The sequence below is a fragment of the Virgibacillus litoralis genome (genome assembly GCF_017873675.1).
Classification (GTDB): domain Bacteria; phylum Bacillota; class Bacilli; order Bacillales; family Amphibacillaceae; genus Lentibacillus; species Lentibacillus litoralis.
This window is the reverse complement of the sequence record NZ_JAGGKK010000029.1, coordinates 1-16,643: the sequence shown is the minus strand read 5'-3', so window position 1 is coordinate 16,643 and position 16,643 is coordinate 1. Positions and strand designations below refer to the sequence as shown.

Below are 16,643 nucleotides of genomic sequence, written 5' to 3'. Positions count from 1 at the left end.
ATTAAACTAATAACCCGAGGATTAAAAGTATATGGTTTCATTTAAATCCACTTATGTGATAATTATCACATAAATTTAAATATTCTATATAATTAATTGTTCCATAAAATAATACATGATATGCTAAATCTACTAGATGGAATATGTTTCTATCTTAATTATTATAAACAATTAATAAAAATAGTACACTCAAAGAGGTGATCATTTTATGTCAGGTCCTGCTTTAAAACATGTCGATAGTCACAAAGCCATTCATGAAGCAGCACTAAATGAGGCAATTGAATTGACGAATTTCCTCGATAAGCTAGTTAGAGATAGTCATACTGAGAAAGCATTGAAACTAGCTTATGTAATTGTCGAACAATGGGAAACCAGAACACTTCGACATGCTGAAGCTGAAGAAGAAGGTTTGTATAAAGAATTAGTTGAAGAAAATCCCGATCTAAATGAGGACATTGTTGCATTAACCAGGGATCATAATTTGTTAAGGATATTAATTAAGGAAATTAAATCCACTCTAAATAACGACGGCATCAATGATGAAGTTGTCCAAAAATTTCAATCGTTAATTATAGTAGATGAGCTTCATAACCAAAAAGAAATGGAAGTACTACCAGAACACTAGTCATAAATCAAAAAATTACTGGAGGTGAGTTGATATGGAATCAGAACGAATACAGACAGAGCAGGAACAATTTTTAAGAGTCGCTTTGCCGGATCTGTACAGCTTTCTAATGGAAGAAGTGGAAAAACATTATAATATACATCCATATGATATCCAAGCACACGTCATCAAAGATTCGGAACAATACCAACTCATTTTTTATTATGGAGATGGCTTCGCACACCAAAAATCGAAGTCTTTTTCACATGAAGCAGTTGAAAGAATGGGTGAGGAAATGACAGACTTTTCCAAAGAACTTGGAGAAGCTTGTAAAGAAGTTATGATAGCAGATTATTTTAAAATGATGAAGATGTAATAACTTCAGCAAGAAAAGGGGAATTTAGATGTTGTTTGAAGATGGTGCAAGTTATGTCCAGGATCGAGAAGACTTAATCGCAATACTTAAGATGCGATTTGGCGAAATACCCCCAAAAGTGATTGAAGAAATATATGCGATTGAGGAATATGACACCTTAGAACGTTTAATAGTTGTTTCTTCAAACGTTCCAAGTTTAAAGATATTTCTTGAAGAATTAAAAGAAGGTGCAGGCAGCTTTAAAATTCTCGGCGAACGATTTAATCCTATCCAATCATTAAATGAGGAAGGTGAAAATAGATGAGGAGCAGTAATAAACTGTTAGAAACACTTAAACATATCCGTCATGGCGAAAAAATTAATGATGATTTCACCGAGGAAAGTCCTCGTCCGCGTGATTCTGAAGATATATATCGGAGGCGCTGGCAGCATGACAAGATTGTCAGATCAACCCATGGGGTAAACTGTACCGGTTCATGCAGCTGGAAAATTTATGTTAAAGATGGCATTATTACATCCGAGACACAGCAGACGGACTATCCAAGTACCGGAGATGATTTTCCGGAGTATGAACCAAGAGGCTGTCCTAGGGGTGCAAGCTTTTCCTGGTATACATACAGCCCTATACGTGTTAAATATCCCTACATTCGCAGTGACTTATATGAATTATGGAAACAAGAGCGAGAACAAGCTGGTGATCCAGTAAAAGCTTGGGAGAATATTACAGAAAATCCTGAAAAACGAGCAAAGTATGTAAGTGCTCGAGGCAAGGGAGGATTTGTCCGGGCATCATGGAGAGATATGTGCGAAATTATTGCTAGTTCAAGTATCCATACAATTAAAAATTACGGGCCAGACCGGATTGCAGGATTCAGTCCAATTCCAGCCATGTCTATGGTCAGTTATTCTGCAGGAACCCGCTTTTTATCATTACTTGGTGGAACTATTTTAAGTTTTTATGATTGGTATGCGGATTTACCACCAGCGTCACCTCAAGTATGGGGAGAACAGACCGATGTCCCGGAAAGTGCCGACTGGTATAACTCCAAATATTTCATTATCTGGGGAACTAATTTACCTCAAACCCGTACACCTGACGCTCACTTTATGGTGGAAGCAAGGTATAACGGCACCAAAGTTGTTGGAGTCAGCCCCGACTATGCTGAATATGAAAAGTTTGCTGACATCTGGCTTCCTGCACGGGCAGGAACTGATGGTGCTTTAGCTATGGCCATGACCCACGTTATTTTAAAAGAATTCTATGTAAACAAAGAAACACCATACTTTACTTCGTATGCAAAGAAATTTACTGACTTGCCATTTTTAGTGACATTGAATGAAGAGAATGGATCCTACCGCAGTAACCGTTTCCTTCGGGCATCTGACCTAAACGGTGACCACAAGTTAAGTGAGTGGAAAACAACGGTTTGGGATGAAGCTACAGGTAATTTAGAAACACCAAATGGTAGCATGGGATTCCGTTGGGATGACGACAATAAATGGAACCTGGAACTGAAAAAAGAGGATGGAAGTTCTATCGACCCATTATTAAGCTTTATTGACAACCCAGACGAAACAGCAATGGTGCAGTTCCCGTATTTTGCAGAGAAGAATGGCAATATTGTGGAACGTGGAGTACCAGTTAAGACTATTCAAAACAAAGATGGTGAAACACTTAAAGTAACTACTGTCTATGACTTAATGATGGCACATACTGGGGTCAATCGTAATTTACCTGGTGATTATCCGACAGATTATGATGATCCAAAACCTTATACACCAGCATGGCAAGAGAGCATTACTGGAGTTAATAAAACCCACGTTATTAAAGTTGCAAAGGAGTTTGCAGACAACGCTGAACGCACAAATGGAAAATCTATGATAGCAATGGGTGGCGGAACAAATCACTGGTACCATAGTGATCAAATATACAGAAGTATCCTTAATCTTGTGCTGCTTACAGGTTCACAGGGCGTAAATGGCGGAGGCTGGGCTCATTATGTTGGCCAGGAAAAAGTAAGACCTCAAGAAGGGTGGCAACAAGTTGCTTTTGCAAATGACTGGGAAAAAGCACCACGTCTGCAGAACGGAACTTCTTATTTTTACTTTCAAACGGATCAGTTTAGATATGAAACTATTCCGGATGAGGAAGAAGAAACCGACTGGGGGAACAAATACGATTCAATCCACCCCGCAGATATAAATGCTCTATCAGCAAGACTAGGCTGGTTACCGTCATATCCGCAATTTACAAAGAATTCAATTGATATTGTTAAAGAGAGCCGGGAAAGAGGAGCACAATCCGAACAAGAGATAATTGATGATGTAGTAAGTCAGCTGAAGGATAACAAACTTGAGTGGGCAATTGAAAATCCGGATGATCCGAGAAATTTCCCTAGAGTATTCTTTAATTGGCGATCCAACTTGCTGGGAGATAGTGGAAAAGGTCACGAATTCTTTGTTAAGCACTTAGTTGGTGGAGATAATCAAGTACTTGCGGAACCCGAAAATTCTTGGCAGCCTTCAGACGTAAAAACCAATGGCGAAGCACCTACAGGTAAAGCTGTTCTATTAGTCAGTGTCGATTTCCGTATGACAAGTTCAGGTCTCTTTTCAGATATTGTGTTGCCAGCTGCAACCTGGTATGAGAAATTCGATATTAGCAGTACCGACATGCATCCGTTTGTACACCCTTTCAATGCTGCTATTTCACCACCTTGGGAAGCTAAGAGCGATTGGAATACATTCCGGGAAATCAGTAAAATTTTCTCAGAACTTGCCGAAGAACATCTTCCAGCTACAGAGGAATTACACACTTCACCTCTTGCACACGACTCAAAAAGTGAGATTTCTCAGCCATTTGGCAAGGTGAAGGATTGGCGAAAAGGGGAAGTAGAAGCAATTCCCGGAAAAACAATGCCGAACATGAAAGTTGTAACACGTGATTATCCAAATGTTTTCCGAAAACTGACCTCCATCGGTCCGTTGATTAAAAATGGTTACGGTGGTAAGGGTGTTACAATTCCAGGGGAAGAGGTTTATGAAGAACTTGGTTCACGACTTGGTAAATCAAGGCGAGAAGGCATCGGGAAAGGCAATCCAGACTTATATACTGACAAACAAGCAATTAATGCAATTCTGCTAATGTCTGGCGCTACAAATGGTAAACGAGCAGTTGCAGGATGGAAATCACTCGAGGCCAAAACAGGACAGAAGCTTGGTGATATTTCCCGTGCACGTGAGGAAGAAGATCATACATTATATGATTTAAGTATACAGCCTCGTACCGCTATCTCAACACCTGTTTGGAGCGGACTTGAAAAAGACCATCGACGCTATTCGCCATTTACTGTTAATACGGAATATAACATTCCATGGCGTACGCTGACAGGGCGGCAAAGCTTTTATATGGATCATGAAATGATGCTCGACTTTGGTGAAGGGTTACCACTATATTTGCCACCGTTAAACTACGGTCCGTTTCTGAAGAGCGAGCAAGGCGTTGAAGAAAATGGGAAATCGATTACTGTCAGATATCTGACACCACACCAAAAGTGGGGAATTCACACAATGTTTACAGACACCACGCATATGTCAACATTGTTCAGAGGCTGGCAAACGATTTGGATGAACGAAGAAGATGGCGCATCGATTGATCTAAATGATAATGATTTTGTTGAGGTTTATAATCGAAATGGTGCGATTGCTGCAAGAGTTGTTCTCACGTATCGTATACCTAGAGGTATGGCCTACATGTATCATGCGCAGGACCGTACAATGGGTGTACCAGCAACTTCAATCAGCAAAAAACGTGGCGGAACTCATAACAGTGTTACGCGTATAACACTGAAACCAACACATATGATTGGCGGTTATTCACAATTGAGTTATGGGTTCAATTATTACGGCCCAACAGGACATCAGAGAGATACAATTGCAGTTATTAGAGCACTTAAGGAGGTTGATTGGCTTGAGAATTAAGGCACAGGTAGCAATGGTTATGCACTTGGATAAATGTATTGGTTGCCATACTTGTTCAGTTACATGTAAAAATACATGGACAAATCGTCCCGGAACAGAATATATGTGGTTTAACAATGTGGAAACTCGTCCAGGACCTGGATATCCTAAAAGATGGGAGGATTCCGATCATTATAAAGGTGGTTGGGTTCTAAAAAACGGTAAGCTGCAGCTTAAAGCAGGTGGCCCTATATCCAAACTTATGAATATCTTTTACAATCCTGATATGGCTACTATGGATGATTATTATGAGCCATGGACATATGATTATCAAAACCTGATTAATAGTCCCAAAGGTGAAAACTTACCTGTCGCTAGACCACAATCCCAGATTACTGGTGAGTTCATTGACAAGCCTGAATGGGGACCAAACTGGGATGATGACCTTGCAGGTGGTACTGAAATTGTATCCACTGATCCGACAGTTGAAAAATTGCAAGAACATATTTCAATGCAATATGAGAAAACGTTTATGATGTATTTACCAAGAATATGTGAACATTGTTTGAATCCATCATGTGTTGCGTCATGTCCTTCAGGTGCACTATATAAACGTGATGAAGATGGAATTGTTCTGGTTGATCAGGAAGCATGTCGCGGATGGCGCTTTTGTATGAGTGGCTGCCCATATCACAAAGTTTATTATAACTGGAATACACATAAAGCTGAAAAATGTAACTTCTGCTATCCTAGAACTGAAGCAGGAATGCCAACCATTTGTTCTGAAACATGTGTTGGAAGAATTCGCTATATTGGCGTAGTTTTGTATGATGCGGATAAAGTAAAAGATGCTGCATCTGTTGAAGATCCACAAGATCTTTATGAAGCACAGCTTTCTGTATTTTTGGATCCATTTGATCCAGAAGTAATAGAGGAAGCGAGAAAAGCTGGTATTAATGATGAATGGATTGATGGGGCACAAAATTCTCCCGTATACAAAATGGCAATAAAGTGGAAAATTGCGTTACCATTACATCCAGAATACCGTACATTACCAATGGTTTGGTATGTACCACCACTTAGCCCAATTATGAATCATATTACTAATGAAGATGAATTGGACACTGACGGGTATATTCCTGCTGTTGATCAGATGCGTATCCCGGTTCAATACCTAGCTTCCATACTTGCGGCCGATGACACCAAAGTTATTCGTAAAGTACTTCTTAAATTAATAGCTATGCGAGTTCATATGCGAGGTAAGACAGTAGGTGGTATCGATGAATTCAGACAAAGCGAATTATTAAATGAAGCAGACACGAACCCTGAAGAGGTTGAGGATATGGCGCGGTTACTAGGTATTGCAAAGTATAATGAAAGATTTGTCATTCCTACTGGCCGAAGAGAAATGGATGGCGAAGACGAACTTTACTATGAGCAAGGTGCTTGCAGTTTAGAAGATTTAGCACCACCAGAGGGTGTAGTAACAACAGCATTTGGAAAGGGTAGATAAGCATATGGAAGATCAGGAACGTACTATACTTGTTATTGGTTCCCGTTTGTTAGCCTATCCTGACGATAATTTCATTAATGAACAAATAGATATAAGCGATTGTATTAACGATAATATAACATCACCAGAATTAAAAAAAGAACTTGATAAGGCATTAAAGTCATTTCACCAATTATCACCAGAAGAGCTTAAAAAGTTGTATGTATCAACATTTGACTTAAAAGCTAAACATGGCTTATATCTAACTGCGCATGAATTAGGTGATAGCAGTAAACGAGGTGCCGCATTCATCCGGCTGCAAAAAATTATCAGTGATGCAGGATTTGAAAGAGTAGATGATGAACTAGCTGATTACATTCCAATGTTGTTCGAGTTCCTGGCTGTCGCTCCAGACAGTCAGGACAATGATCGACTGGTAAGACGTCTCGCTGTTGCATTAAAGCGAATTATCAGCAGTCTTCCGCTTGATAATCCTTATTACAATATATTGTACATTTTAAGAAAAAATGTGTTCCCTGAGCCAACAAAAGAGGAAATTGCCAGATTGGAATTTGAAAGAGAAGACGCGGATCTGGAAGAATTACCATATCCTATCATGTACAAGTAATCAAAATCACAGCAAAGGAGGGATAATGTGTGAGTGAGATTTTCTGGTGGGTTATTTTCCCATATATAACCATAGTTATTATGATAGTTGGTTTATTAAATCGCTTTGCATTTCGACAATTGACATGGGCAGCACCATCAACGGAATTCTTTGAAAAAAGATGGCTTCGGATTGGTTCACCCTTGTTTCACTTTGGGATTATTTTTGCGTTTTTCGGACATGTCATGGGAATCGTTATCCCAATGGATTTTTATCAGGCAATAGGGGTATCAGATCATTTGTACCATATCGGAGCAGTTTATGGGGGATCTCTTGCAGGTATAATGGTAGTTGCAGGACTGATTATCTTACTGATTCGAAAAATGACTATTGATCCAGTCAGAATTCATGCAACGTTTGCAGACTTCTATTCGGTAATAGCGCTTCTAATTGTTTCAGCTATTGGAACATATATGACTGTTTTTCAAAATGTTACACCTGAGGAGTTTGATTATCGAACATCTATTGGACCATGGTTCAGAAGTTTATTTATCTTGAATCCACAGTACCACTTGATGGAAAATATCCCGTTCATCTTTAAGTTACACACACTGACAGCATTCGGGTTATTCGCATCAATACCGTTCACTAGATTAGTTCATTTTTATACTATTCCAGTGACATACCCAACGAGGTCACCACAGCAATACCGCTCAAGATCTCAATATAAGAACAAAGTAAAATAATAGGTAGTGAACAAAAAAGTACTGAAGTCTTTCAGTTCTTTTTTGTTATTTAAGAAAGTAAAATTTTCTTAAATAAGAGCAACTAAGGCAAGATGATAAGCAACTTTCTAACTATCCCGAGCATTAATGTATAATTATTGGATTACTGACCAAAAATAAAGTAGAGATTGTAGCCACACGATAAAGGAGTTCAGTATAGATGTCACAAAACATGAAATCACCACAAAACCCTGAGCCTTATTGGCGGGATTCTGTAGAATTACCTTCTTACCCGTCACTGGATAAATCGATCAAAACTGATGTTGGTATTGTAGGTGGCGGTATAACAGGAATTACAGCTGCTTATTTACTGGCAAGAGAAGGTGTAAAGGTTACTTTAATTGACGCCAGCAAAATATTGAATGGTACAACAGGTCATACCACAGCAAAAATCACAGCTCAACATGGACTGATATATAATGAGTTAATTGAGCACTTCGGTTCCAAAAAAGCTTCTTTATATTACAAAGGTGCATCAGAAGCTAAAAAACTTATTAGCGACATCGTTACAAAGCATAAAATAGACTGTAATCTTAAGGAAGAGGATGCCTATATTTTCACGAATGATGATTCATACATATCCCAGCTAGAGAATGAAAAGAAAGCATATGATCAATTGGAAATACCCAGTGAACTGGTTAAAAACATGCCACTGGATATACCGATGAAATCGGCATTATTAATGAAGCGACAGGCACAATTTCATCCATTAAAATACTTAAAAGCATTGCTGAAAGACAGTGTTGATAATGGGCTTGAAATTTATGAAAATACGAATGCAGCAGATATTGAATATAACAAACATCCATCAATTATACTCAAAGATGGAAACCGTATAACATGTCGTTATGTTATCCAAGCTTCTCATTATCCATTTTATGATGGACAAGGATTCTATCCAACTCGGATGTATGCTGATAGATCTTATGTAGTGGCCGGAAAATCCAACAAAGATTATCCTGGTGGAATGTATATCAATGCAGAAAATCCTACCAGATCAATCCGTATTGCTGAGAATGATTTGTGGCTAATAGGTGGTGAAAGTCATAAAACAGGTCAGGGAAAATCCACAATGGATCATTATAACGCACTACAGGAGTTCGCCGGTGAGCACTTTGGAATATCAGAGTTTGTAAATCGTTGGTCAGCACAGGATTTAATAACATTGGATAAAGTTCCATATATTGGACCCCTTACAAAAGCACAGCAATCTGTTTTTGTTGCAACCGGTTTTCGTAAATGGGGCATGACAAATGGTACGTTAGCAGCAAAAATGATAACGGATATGATTCTACAAGAAGATACACTTTACAAAGAATTATATACGCCATCACGTTTTCAGGTTGATCCTGCATTACGCCAGTTTACAGGTATTAATGCCGATGTAGCAAAACACATGGCAAAAGGTAAAATGGATAGAAGAGACGATAATTTGGGTGGTTTGTCACCTGACGACGCAACAGTTACACGTATTAATGGACAAAGAACCGGTATTTATAAAGATAAAGAAGAGAATCTTTATGCTTTAGATACCACGTGTACCCACATGAAATGTGAAGTAGAGTGGAATTCCGGGGATCGAACCTGGGATTGTCCCTGTCATGGATCGAGATTTTCTTATACTGGAGAAGTTATAGAGGGTCCAGCTAAAAAACCTTTACCTAAGGTTGAAATCGAATAATTAGTTCCTTTACTTATCAGAAGCAGCCAATTTGGTTGCTTCTGTTTTAACTTAAATGAAAATTAGATATAAATTTCACAAACTCAGTTTCGATTTCATGTTCATATTTGTAAATTATATACATATTTGCTTTTGGCAATTCCATAAAAGAAACGGGGATTTCCATTAATCTGCCTTCGACTATTTCACGATTTATAATGGATTTTGGAAGAAAACTCACACCAATACCTTCCAAAATAAAACGTTTTGCTATATAGGAGTGTGTGACGCTCATAAATTGGTATGAGGATAATGTGGCTTTCAATTGCTCCTTTAGAACATTCCAATAGGATGGATGATTATCTGTTAAAATAATATTATTTTCAAGAAGATCCTTTGCATCAACAATAGGACCAGACTCCGCATCATAGCCGTCGTGATTACATACAAGACCAACAGACTCCTCGTGAAATTTCAAGCATTTCACGTTTGGATCTCCAGGTAAGCAGGATAATCCCACGTCTACACTTCCTTCTTCCACTAAAGAAGCTATCTCTTTTGACTCCAGCACTTGTATTGATAATTCAACATGAGGATATTGATTTGTATACTCTCTTAAAATACTTGGCAGAATCGTATCGGCTAGCAAAGGTGAAATAGCAATACGCAATGTTTTATTAAATCCTTGCTGAAATTTACTGATTTGACTCAAACTTCTTTCACTTTGAGCAACAATATCCTTTGCTTCTTTGTGAAATAATCGACCTAATTCGGTTAATTTTATATGTCTGCCACGTTTATTGAATAGCTTACCACCAATTTCCTTTTCCAATTGCCTTATCTGAGAACTTACAGCTGGCTGAGTAATAAACAGTTTTTCCGAAACAATCCTATAATTCTCATGTTCTGCAGCCAATATAAAGGTTTTTAATGTTCGTGTATCGATAAGTAACACCTCATTAATAAAATATATTTATTATTATACTAAAAATAATTAAATTTTAATAATGAATTAATTGATATACAATTAAAATATCATTGAGAGGGAAGGGGAGCGTAAAATGTACCAGCCAGGATTAAAAGGAGTAATTGTTACGGAAACGAAGTTAAGTAATATCGACGGCAAAAATGGAGCATTGATTTATAGAGGCACACCCATTCAAAACCTTGTAAAAAATAACACTTTTGAAGAAGTTGCTTATCTTTTGCTGTACGGGGAATTACCATCTAATCAAGCACTCGTTGAATTTAATTCAAAGTTAAAGAACCAGCGCAAATTGCCTGGCCATGTCAATAAAATAATAGAAAACCTACCAAAACATTTATCTATAATGGATGTTCTGAGAACTGCAATATCGTCACTATCTAGTAATACTGATGCTATCCAGCTTATAGCAATCATGCCAACAATAATCGCTTACCGTTATCGGAGTTTAAGTTCAATGAAAGTAATTGAACCTGACTTAAACCTATCTCATATTGAAAACTTTCTTTATATGCTTGTTGGCAGTCTAAATAAATCGGACGTTAAGATGCTTGAGGCGTATATGATTATGACTATGGAACATGGAATGAATGCATCGACATTTTCTGCAAGAGTAACTATTTCCACAAAAAGTGATCTTACTGCTGCGGTAACAAGTGCTTTAGGAACTATGAAAGGACCATTACATGGTGGCGCACCATCTGGAGTTATAAAATTACTTGATGAAATAGGTAACGAAAATAAAATAGGTGAAGTAATTCACAAAAAACTAAATAAAAATGAAAGAATTATGGGGTTTGGTCATAGAGTGTATAAAACGTTTGATCCACGTGCAGAAGCTCTAAAAGACAAATTACTTGAGTTGGCTGATATTCCTGATTGGATTAATTTAGCATTAAAAACGGAACAAGAAACAATAAGAATACTGAAGACATATAAACCAAATCAGAAACTATATACAAACGTAGAATATTATGCTGCAGCAATTATGAAATCACTGGAGTTAGATTCAACGTTATTTACAGCAATCTTCAGTTCAAGCCGAGTTGTTGGTTGGTGTGCACACGCAACGGAACAGATAAATAATAATACGATTTTCCGACCAGCAGCTAGATATGTTGGAGAAAATAATCACGAAATCACGTTATAAATTTATAGCGTGATTTTTTTCTATTTTATCTCACTATCAATAGTATACTTGGAAATTGAGATGAAATTTATTAAAATTAATATAACTTCCTATAATATATATTATGTTAACCCGAAGTTAAATTCTACTTTTTATCTCTCGAACAACCTCATCTCTTTAATTTCTTAGTTGCTGAGTCTACAATAAAATCCGAAACTACGGAGCCGTCTTTCATATCAATGATTCTAATAATTCTACTTCTAATTATTTCTAGATTTTTGAATACTTGTCTTAAAGATTGTAAATCATTTTTAAAAAATCGCCCCAATTGAATTGGGGCGATTTTTTAAAATAAATAATATCTCATTGTCCAGATTTTTCTTGATACAAACCTCATAGGTGGTTCCTATAACTTGGATAAATTAATAAAGTCTAACTTAAACCTTTTATCATTCTTTAACCACCTCTTAAATGTAGTGATTTTAATCCCCATGCAATCACATACTTTCTGTTCGGACTTTAATTGTGTATAAATTAATAGGAAATCTAATTTACGTGTTGATACTGCTTTCCTTGTACTAAGGTCTTTTCTATCTTCTAAGTATTCTAGTTTTAGTTTTTCTTTGTTAAAGTTATTAAACTTTCGCCTAAGGTAAAAGGATTTGTCAGTGTTTTTATAAATCCAATTTGAGAAAAGTTTAATAGATCTTCTCCCTCTTATATGGACGCGATAATAACTACCTTGAGAAACAAATTGTGGCCTAAATCCCTCACTTGTTAGAATTTTTAATAAAGATTTCATAAATATCTCTGAGCCACCCACAAAAGTAACAGTATATTTTTCATAACTAATACTGCCATCTCCATCAAAATAACCTCTAATAAAATGACTCATATATTCCTTTGGAACTTCTGGAAATTTAATTTGACTGGATTTATTCGGCATAACCCCATGGATAGTCATTATGTCTTCTTTCATTATTTTACTACTTAATGTAAGTAAATGAACACCTGTCTTCATATTTTTATAAATAGGCTGTTCAGATCCAATTTCCTTCCTTATATCCTCTAGAATATACTTTTCCTTTTGCGCAAAACTAATAGACTGCATATCACGGGCAACTGTGCCGTCCGCAACGAAAAAACCCAATATATAGGCCATATTATTAGACCACGTTTTAAAATAATCTTCATTCATGGAATACTTTCGCTTCCAGCTTCCAAATGAACGCATTTCTACATTATGCTTATGCAGTACCATTCTTACATACCTGGAAGATACATTAGCGCATTTTCCAATTTCAGTTGTACTTTTACCTTTTACATATAACTTAATTACTTCCTGGTCAGTTAGTGTCCTTTTTCGTAACTTCTTAGTCCTCTCACCCATTAATTAATTCCCCCCTATATACAATTACAAGAACATGTGTTCTGTTTAATTATATACCGGAGATAGAATAAACACAAATTTCAGCCATTTAAACCCCATTAAAACTTGGCTTATTGTGAAAATTTATGAGTAAAGCCTTAGAAGCTCTTATGCTTTTATTTGACCTGATCCCCTAACAATATATTTCGTTGATGTAAGGGCGGGTAATCCCATTGGACCACGGGCATGTAATTTCTGCGTACTAATACCAATCTCTGCACCAAAACCGAACTCAAAACCATCGGTAAACCGTGTAGAAGCGTTATGATAGAGTGCAGCTGCATCTATTTTGTTAAAAAAATCTTCCACACTATCTTTGTTTTCTGTAATTATTGCTTCCGAATGTTTTGACCCAAAGGTTTGAATATGTCCAATCGCCTCATCCAAACTACCCACAACACGTAGCGCAACTGTCAGGTTAAGGTATTCAGTTTCAAAATCTTCTTGAGTAGCGGGGAACAAACTACTATCTAGTTGTCTAGCTTTTTTATCAGCCCTAATTTCCACGTTATTTTCATTTAACGCTTGAATTAGCTTCTCAAAGTGCTGTTCAGCCCAATTTTGATGAACCAAAATTGTTTCTGCTGCATTACAAACAGATGGACGCTGTGTTTTTGCATTTACTGCAATCTCTACTGCCATATTTTTGCCAGCACTTTCATCAATAAAGACATGGCAATTTCCTACACCAGTTTCAAGCACAGGTACTGAGGCATTATCAACCACTGTTTTAATTAAGTTTGCACCACCCCGTGGTATGAGTACATCTAAATATTCTGTGAGCTTGAACATTTTTGCTGCCGTTTCTCTACTCGTATCTTCTAACAATTGAACTGATTCAGTTGGTAACTCACTCTTCTCAAGTGCCCAGTGAATAACACTTACAATAGCCTTGTTTGAATTAATCGCTGATGAACTGCCACGTAATAAAACCGCGTTGCCAGTTTTTAAACAAAGGCTTGATGCGTCTACAGTGACATTAGGTCTTGCTTCAAAAATCATCCCGACAACGCCAAGAGGTACACGTATTTTTTCAAAGTGGAGACCATTTGGGTTATCCCATCCCTCTAGTACCTCGCCAATTGGATCGGATAAGGCTGCTACTTGCTGGACTCCTTCCGCCATTTCATGAATGCGTTCCTTAGTCAGTTTTAGGCGATCAAGTAAATTATCATTCATACCATTATTTTTACCTGCTTCTAAATCCTTGTTATTCTCTGATAAAATAAACGCTGTCTCGTCTAACAGTTGTTTAGCTATCAGTTTTAATGCATCATTTTTTTGCTTTGTTGTGCACTGTGCAATAGTTGTTGCCAGATTACTAGCTTTTCGCCCTTTATCATTAAGTTCATTCATTTTATCCCACTCTCCTTTGTCACTGATACCCAATTGTTCCGATGAATTACTTCTGGTCTGTTTTGCATCGTTATTACTTTAGCTTCTTTGCTGGAAAGGCCCTTTATCTGAAAAAGCTCATCAACTGTATAGTTTGTTTGCCCCTTACCGATAATCTCTCCTTTTTCATTTAATACTTCAACAACATCACCTGATTTAAATGATCCTTTTAATGTTTTTACACCTGCCGGCAGTAAGCTTTTACCATGATGAATGATTGCAGACTCAGCACCTGAATCGATACCAATCTGTCCGGCAATGTTTGAATGGATACCTATCCATTGTTTTTTATTTTTTAATAATGTATTTGGAATATATCCTACATATGTTCCGTCGCCTTCACCAGAGATAATATCAAGTAGTTTGTTGATTCCCTCGCCTTTTCCAATAAAAACCTTAACTCCAACTAATAGTGCTGTTTTTGCAGCTTCCAATTTGGAACGCATCCCTCCTGTTCCTACTTTTGAACCTGTATTACCAGCAATAGCAAGAAGATCATCTGTAATTTTTGCTAGAAAGTTATACTTTTTTGCTCTTGGGTTCTGACGTGGATCCCCATCATAAAGACCATTTATATCAGTTAAAATTATTAGTAAATCTGCATGAATAAGACCACTGACTAAAGCGGATAGTACATCATTATCTCCAAATGTTAATTCATCGACAATAACTGAATCGTTTTCATTAATAATCGGCAGTATGCCACGTTTTAAAAGTTCAGAAAGTGTCGAATAAGCATTATTGTATTGTTCTTCTTGTGAGAAATCATGACGTGTCAATAGTAGTTGTGCGGATACGATATCTTCCTTTTGAAATTGTTCAAAATAGCTTTGCATAAGGAGTCCCTGTCCGACAGCTGCCGCAGCCTGTTTACCTTGTATTGTTACTGGCCTTGTTTGATATCCCAATACAGTAAAACCTGCTGCAACAGCTCCTGAAGTTATGAGTATTACTTCATTGCCTTCTCGCTTCAGTTTAGATAATGCTGCAACGTGCTCAGCAATTTTCTCATTCGAAAGTCCGCCGTACGAATTAGTTAATGAACTGCTTCCGATTTTTACGACAATACGTTCTTTTGCCAAATAAATCCCCCCTTCTTATATTGTTGAAACAATGGGAAAATTAAGAGTTTTATTTTGGGTATTAAAAAACCTCCCATCCTGTAAAGGACGGAAGAAAGTTTTCCATTCGAACTGAGTTGATCTATCCAAAAATTAAACGGTATATATTATTTTCAACTAAATGTTTCGTCTTTTATTATCTTTACGTTGAAAATATTATAAGTTCATACGCGCAATCCGTCAAGGTATAGATAAAATAATTTTAAGCATATGAGAAAGATGCCTTTATCTATTCATCATCTGTTGTGATCCATGTTTTCCCATCTATATTATGTTGCACGGCCTCTTCAAGAGGCGAAATCAGACTATCTTCCTTCTGATTTTCATTCTGCCCTGGATACTGTTTAAATTCACTGTCTACTACATCATTTAATACAGCTGGACTATCTGTTTCCTCTTCTACATTTTTAATTTGCTTCTCAAATTGATTTCGCTTTTTCATTATTGGCCACCATCCATAAAGTATATTAATTCTTATTCTCCCTATTTTTTATTTTTTTATTAGCTTGGTTTATAAAAAGATTCCATAAAAGTTCGTATTGAATTTTTTTCATACTTTTTAAGCACTCTACTATTAGGAGGTGGTTTAGATGACAGATAAAAGAAATACAAATAATGGTGATGAGGACCCGCATTTTGATGGTGTAAAAGAAGGCATCATATCTGATCCAGGTGGAAAACAAATTGGTATTCAAACAGGTAAAAGCAACCAATTTGCTAATCCTTTTGATGCGACTTCTTTAAGGAAAAACAGTGAACAGGAGAAATTAAAAAAACGTTAAAATAGATCTAATTAAATGTGGCTGGGACAAAAGTATTTAGTCAAAGTAAAATCCGAACTATATTCAAAATTCTTGAAATAGAATTAAAATTAGTTCGGGTTTTTTATTGCAGATTAGATATAAACTGCGAAGTACTTTTTTAAAGTTTGAGTGCTATTATGCCGCTCTGGAAATACACTTCGCTTTCCGTGGGCGGCTGATGAGCCTCCTTGCTCCTACGTCACTGCGTAGTCTCATCTAGGCCTCAGCTCCCACAGGAGCATTCCTATTGGGGAGACGTCCCCCCCTCTTGAAACATAAAAAGGTCCTCCGTTAAGA

At 37.0% G+C, this 16,643-nt stretch carries 15 protein-coding genes; 10 read left to right on the top strand and 5 right to left on the bottom strand.

The features are described 5' to 3' along the window. The first annotated feature begins 208 nt into the window (after positions 1 to 208). The 8 genes from J2Z82_RS18125 (at position 209) to J2Z82_RS18090 (ending at position 9,505) form a co-directional block, all read left to right on the top strand. Complete coding sequence (locus J2Z82_RS18125; RefSeq protein WP_209482208.1) at positions 209 to 625, top strand: hemerythrin domain-containing protein; 417 nt, start codon at positions 209 to 211, stop codon at positions 623 to 625. A 34-nt stretch (positions 626 to 659) separates the two neighbouring features. Next, positions 660 to 980: a hypothetical protein gene (locus J2Z82_RS18120; RefSeq protein ID WP_209482207.1), complete on the top strand. Its 321-nt coding sequence runs from the start codon at positions 660 to 662 to the stop codon at positions 978 to 980. 28 nt (positions 981 to 1,008) lie between these two features. Further along, positions 1,009 to 1,284: a hypothetical protein gene (locus J2Z82_RS18115; RefSeq protein WP_209482206.1), complete on the top strand. Its 276-nt coding sequence runs from the start codon at positions 1,009 to 1,011 to the stop codon at positions 1,282 to 1,284. After that, the gene (locus tag J2Z82_RS18110; RefSeq protein WP_209482205.1) at positions 1,281 to 4,961 is read left to right on the top strand and encodes a nitrate reductase subunit alpha; all 3,681 of its coding nucleotides are present in this window, start codon (positions 1,281 to 1,283) and stop codon (positions 4,959 to 4,961) included. The genes J2Z82_RS18115 and J2Z82_RS18110 overlap by 4 nt, the downstream gene beginning before the upstream one ends. Then, positions 4,951 to 6,453, top strand: a complete 1,503-nt coding sequence (narH, locus tag J2Z82_RS18105; protein ID WP_209482204.1) for a nitrate reductase subunit beta — start codon at positions 4,951 to 4,953, stop codon at positions 6,451 to 6,453. Before J2Z82_RS18110 ends, narH begins: the two co-directional genes overlap by 11 nt. 4 nt (positions 6,454 to 6,457) lie before the next feature. Further along, positions 6,458 to 7,060 (top strand): nitrate reductase molybdenum cofactor assembly chaperone, encoded by a 603-nt coding sequence (gene narJ / locus J2Z82_RS18100; RefSeq protein ID WP_209482203.1) that lies wholly within the window; start codon positions 6,458 to 6,460, stop codon positions 7,058 to 7,060. 29 nt (positions 7,061 to 7,089) lie between these two features. After that, positions 7,090 to 7,785, top strand: coding sequence for a respiratory nitrate reductase subunit gamma (gene narI, locus J2Z82_RS18095; RefSeq protein ID WP_209482202.1), 696 nt, complete (start codon positions 7,090 to 7,092; stop codon positions 7,783 to 7,785). 199 nt (positions 7,786 to 7,984) lie between these two features. After that, complete coding sequence (locus J2Z82_RS18090; RefSeq protein ID WP_209482201.1) at positions 7,985 to 9,505, top strand: FAD-dependent oxidoreductase; 1,521 nt, start codon at positions 7,985 to 7,987, stop codon at positions 9,503 to 9,505. A gap of 46 nt (positions 9,506 to 9,551) precedes the next feature. Here J2Z82_RS18090 and J2Z82_RS18085 read toward each other — a convergent pair whose 3' ends face one another. Continuing rightward, positions 9,552 to 10,439 (bottom strand): LysR family transcriptional regulator, encoded by an 888-nt coding sequence (locus tag J2Z82_RS18085; RefSeq protein ID WP_342453667.1) that lies wholly within the window; start codon positions 10,437 to 10,439, stop codon positions 9,552 to 9,554. 106 nt (positions 10,440 to 10,545) lie between these two features. On the opposite strand from J2Z82_RS18085, the gene J2Z82_RS18080 reads away from it, so the two are divergent. Beyond that, complete coding sequence (locus tag J2Z82_RS18080) at positions 10,546 to 11,619, top strand: citrate/2-methylcitrate synthase (RefSeq protein ID WP_209482199.1); 1,074 nt, start codon at positions 10,546 to 10,548, stop codon at positions 11,617 to 11,619. 385 nt (positions 11,620 to 12,004) lie between these two features. Here J2Z82_RS18080 and J2Z82_RS18075 read toward each other — a convergent pair whose 3' ends face one another. From J2Z82_RS18075 to J2Z82_RS18060, 4 genes are all read right to left on the bottom strand, one after another. Continuing rightward, a complete protein-coding gene (locus J2Z82_RS18075) occupies positions 12,005 to 12,988 on the bottom strand; it encodes an LAGLIDADG family homing endonuclease (RefSeq protein ID WP_209482198.1) in 984 nt (327 codons plus the stop codon). A 147-nt stretch (positions 12,989 to 13,135) separates the two neighbouring features. Then, entirely contained in the window at positions 13,136 to 14,383 is a 1,248-nt protein-coding gene (locus J2Z82_RS18070; RefSeq protein WP_209482197.1) for a glutamate-5-semialdehyde dehydrogenase, read from the bottom strand. Beyond that, positions 14,380 to 15,504, bottom strand: a complete 1,125-nt coding sequence (gene proB / locus J2Z82_RS18065) for a glutamate 5-kinase (RefSeq protein WP_209482196.1) — start codon at positions 15,502 to 15,504, stop codon at positions 14,380 to 14,382. Before proB ends, J2Z82_RS18070 begins: the two co-directional genes overlap by 4 nt. 268 nt (positions 15,505 to 15,772) lie before the next feature. Next, positions 15,773 to 15,985 carry a hypothetical protein gene (locus tag J2Z82_RS18060; protein WP_209482195.1) on the bottom strand — a complete coding sequence of 71 codons (213 nt, stop codon included), beginning with the start codon at positions 15,983 to 15,985 and terminating at the stop codon, positions 15,773 to 15,775. Positions 15,986 to 16,133: 148 nt separating this feature from the next. Here J2Z82_RS18060 and J2Z82_RS18055 point away from each other — a divergent pair, with 148 nt between their 5' ends. Further along, the gene (locus J2Z82_RS18055; RefSeq protein ID WP_209482194.1) at positions 16,134 to 16,325 is read left to right on the top strand and encodes a hypothetical protein; all 192 of its coding nucleotides are present in this window, start codon (positions 16,134 to 16,136) and stop codon (positions 16,323 to 16,325) included. Positions 16,326 to 16,643 lie beyond the last annotated feature (318 nt).

Coding starts and splice junctions, on each gene's coding strand:
- J2Z82_RS18125 (WP_209482208.1), top strand. CDS start 209: ATGTCAGGTCCTGCTTTAAAACATGTCGATAGTCACAAAGCCATTCAT.
- J2Z82_RS18120 (WP_209482207.1), top strand. CDS start 660: ATGGAATCAGAACGAATACAGACAGAGCAGGAACAATTTTTAAGAGTC.
- J2Z82_RS18115 (WP_209482206.1), top strand. CDS start 1,009: ATGTTGTTTGAAGATGGTGCAAGTTATGTCCAGGATCGAGAAGACTTA.
- J2Z82_RS18110 (WP_209482205.1), top strand. CDS start 1,281: ATGAGGAGCAGTAATAAACTGTTAGAAACACTTAAACATATCCGTCAT.
- narJ (WP_209482203.1), top strand. CDS start 6,458: ATGGAAGATCAGGAACGTACTATACTTGTTATTGGTTCCCGTTTGTTA.
- J2Z82_RS18090 (WP_209482201.1), top strand. CDS start 7,985: ATGTCACAAAACATGAAATCACCACAAAACCCTGAGCCTTATTGGCGG.
- J2Z82_RS18080 (WP_209482199.1), top strand. CDS start 10,546: ATGTACCAGCCAGGATTAAAAGGAGTAATTGTTACGGAAACGAAGTTA.
- J2Z82_RS18075 (WP_209482198.1), bottom strand. CDS start 12,988: ATGGGTGAGAGGACTAAGAAGTTACGAAAAAGGACACTAACTGACCAG.
- J2Z82_RS18070 (WP_209482197.1), bottom strand. CDS start 14,383: ATGAATGAACTTAATGATAAAGGGCGAAAAGCTAGTAATCTGGCAACA.
- J2Z82_RS18060 (WP_209482195.1), bottom strand. CDS start 15,985: ATGAAAAAGCGAAATCAATTTGAGAAGCAAATTAAAAATGTAGAAGAG.
- J2Z82_RS18055 (WP_209482194.1), top strand. CDS start 16,134: ATGACAGATAAAAGAAATACAAATAATGGTGATGAGGACCCGCATTTT.